This is a genomic window from Mitsuaria sp. TWR114 (assembly GCF_007997345.1).
This window is the reverse complement of sequence record NZ_VOSR01000777.1, coordinates 1-3,089: the sequence shown is the minus strand read 5'-3', so window position 1 is coordinate 3,089 and position 3,089 is coordinate 1. Positions and strand designations below refer to the sequence as shown.

At 71.0% G+C, this 3,089-nt stretch carries 3 protein-coding genes; all 3 read left to right on the top strand.

Annotation, left to right across the window (positions count from 1 at the left end):
* The first annotated feature begins 39 nt into the window (after nt 1-39).
* Nucleotides 40-465: a response regulator transcription factor gene (locus tag FUT87_RS24020; RefSeq protein WP_175538162.1), complete on the top strand. Its 426-nt coding sequence runs from the start codon at nt 40-42 to the stop codon at nt 463-465.
* Nucleotides 466-500: 35 nt separating this feature from the next.
* Nucleotides 501-2,414 (top strand): diguanylate cyclase domain-containing protein, encoded by a 1,914-nt coding sequence (locus tag FUT87_RS24015; RefSeq protein ID WP_147242619.1) that lies wholly within the window; start codon nt 501-503, stop codon nt 2,412-2,414.
* 316 nt (nt 2,415-2,730) lie between these two features.
* A partial coding sequence (locus FUT87_RS24010; protein ID WP_186830731.1) for an MCP four helix bundle domain-containing protein occupies nt 2,731-3,089 on the top strand: 359 nt, incomplete at its 3' end.

The window sequence follows — 3,089 nt, the reverse complement described above, 5'->3', positions numbered from 1 at the left end:
TGCTGGCGCCGGCGGCGACGGAAGCGGACCATGGCGTCCATGAAAGTCGCTGTCATCGAAGACCATGTTCCCGTGCGCCAGCTGCTGGTGCGCCGCGCCCTCAAGCTGGAGGGACTGACGGTCGTCGCCGAAGCCTCCGGCGAGGACGAAGCGGTGGACGCCGTGATGGCCACCACCCCCGACGTCGTCCTGCTGGACCTGCGCCTGGCGCAGGGCAGCGGCCTGTCGGTGCTGACGCGCCTGCGCGGCCAGGCCTACCCCGGCCGAGTCTTCGTCCTCAGCGGCGAATCCTCCGGCGTCGTCGCCGGCCTGTGCCGCCACCGCGGCGCCGATGCCTTCTACGACAAGGCCTTCGATTTCGAGCAGCTGCTCAGCGACCTGCACGAGCTGTGCAAGCGCGGCGCGGCCAACGCCCCCATGCACGCCCCGACCAGCGACGGCCCCCGCGCCGTCGCCGTCGGCTGAGGCCGCGCGACCCGGACCACCAGGGAGGACCCGCCATGAAACTCGCAATGACGCTGCCCCGCATTCCGCTGCCGACGCTGCCCAGGCTGTCCTGGTCGCCGCGCGGCGCCATGGCGTCCTGGCTGGTGGCCGGCAATCTGCTGGTGGTCGTCGCACTGGTCGGGATGACGGCGCTGAGCCTCTGGAGCCACCGCGCGACCGAGACCGACCGCGCCCGCGACGTGGTCGAGAACCTGGCGCAGAACATGGCCGTGGAGATCAACGCCGAGCTGCGCAACACCGACAACGCGCTGGCCACGATCGCGCTGCGCTACCGCAGCGCGCGCCAGTCGGCGGACCAGGCGGCGATGGTCGCCAAGCTGCTGCAGGAGCAGCGCGGCCTGCTGCCGCAGGTCACCGCGCTGCGCATCGCCGACATCCACGGCACCGTCACCACCGGCCTGATGCCCGGCGAGCGGCCTTTCAACGTGGGCGACCGCGCCTATTTCTCGCAGGCCCGCGCGACCGACGCGATGGTCATCTCCGAGCCGCTGAACAGTCGCGCCCAGAACCACTGGTGCATCATCCTGGCCCGCCGCCTGATCGACCACGACGGCAACTTCGACGGCATCGTGTACGCCGTCGTCACCGCCAAGCACTTCGTCGACCGCTTCAGCGGCGTGGCCCTGGGCCCGTCCGGCGCGGTGTCGCTGCGCTCGGAGGCGATGAACCTGGTGGCGCGCTACTCCGCCAGCGAACCCAATTCGACCAAGGGCTTCGGCACCCGGTCGCTGTCGGAGCAGGCGCAGCGCTCGCTCGAGCAGAACCCCGAACGCGGCGTCTACATCACGCCGACGGCGATCGACCAGGTCGACCGCATCACCGCCTATCGCAAGGTGCCGGGGTATTCGATGACGCTGTTCACCGGCATGAGCAGCGACTACTTCCTGGCGGGCTGGCGCACCCAGCTCGTGCGGCAATCGCTGCTGGCGGCGCTGGTGGCGCTGGCGCTGGCCGCCGCCTCGGGACTGATCTACCGCATCCACCGCGGCGAGCGCCGCTCGCGGGAGGCGCTGGCGAAGCTGGCGCGCGAGCAGGACGCGATGCTGCAGAACGACCTGATCGGCATGGTGCGCGTGCGCGACGGCCACGCCGTCTGGAGCAACCCGGCGCTGGAGCGCATGTTCGGCTACGGCCCCGGCGAGATGGTCGGCCAGGCCGCCATCCGGCTGTTCCTCAGCCCGCAGGAGCATGCCCGCGTGCGCGACACCGCGCTGACGACGATGCGGGCCGGCGGCCGTTTCCAGACGCAGCTGCGCATGCGCCGCCAGGACGGCAGCGAGTTCTGGGTGGACCTGCACGGCACTGTCGTCTCGGAGACCGAATCGATGTGGATGCTGGTGGACATCGACGGCCTCAAGCGCAGCGAGGAGCAGGCCCAGCACCTGGCGCTGCGCGACGTGCTGACCGGCCTGCCCAACCGCCGCCTGTTCGAGGAGAAGGTCGGCGACGCCATCCAGGGCGCGCGCCGCACCGGCCGCGGTTTCGCGGTCTGCTACCTGGACCTGGACGGCTTCAAGGCGATCAACGACCAGCACGGCCACGAGGCCGGCGACGAGGTGCTGATGGAGATCGGCCAGCGGCTGCAGACCCTGGTGCGCGGCAACGACGTGGTCGCCCGCCTGGGCGGTGACGAGTTCGCGATCCTGCTCTCGGGCATCGCGCGTCCGGAGGATGTCGAGCAGACGCTGCAGCGCTGCCTGTTCTCGATCCAGCGCCGCATCACGCTGGACTGCGGCGAGAAGGTCTCCGTCGGCGCCAGCATCGGCGCGGTGGTCGGCGGCGGCGGCGACAACTGCCGCGAGCTGCTCCACGCGGCCGACGAATCGATGTACGCGGTCAAGCGCACCGGCAAGGGCCAGATCCAGATCGCCGGCCACGCGCATTCCGAATGGGCCGTGGCCGCATGAGCCCGCGCGCCGTGCGTGTCCCCGCGCCGGTGCTGCGCGCCTGCTGGGCCGGTGCGTGCGGCGCCTGTGGCGCGTCCGGCGCGGCGCCGTCCAGCCTGTTGCGCCCGTGGCGTCGCCCGCGTTCCCCGCGCCGCCCGTTCCAATCACGCGGCGGGTCCCTCCGATGGGCGACAGGCGTGGCGGCCAACGCCCCCTTGCGCTCAACTTCCGGGCAGGATCTGCCGATGTGGGGGGAAACACCCCCGGCGGGTGGTGGCTAGCCCACGCCCGCGGCCAGGGGGGAATTCATCCAGTCTGTCCGAGGAGGAGGGATCACATGAACATCGGCGCCTGGCGTCTGTCGACGCAATTGACCGTGTCCTTCGTGCTGCTGGTGGCGCTGTGCGCGCTGGTCGGCGGCATGGGGCTGCTGCAGCTCAACCGGGTCCACGAGAACACGACCGAGATCGCGGAGGACTGGCTGCCCAGCATCCAGAGCATGGCCGCCATCCGGGTCAAGGCCAACCAGATCCGTCGCATGGAGCCGGACCATCTGCTCTCCGACGACCACCAGGAGCGCGCCCAGATCGAAGGCGCGATCGCCAACGCCCGCAAGGAGCTGGCCGCCGCGGAGCAGGCCTACCAGCCCTTCATCACCAACGACGAGGAGCGTCGGCTCTATGCCGAGGTGGTCGC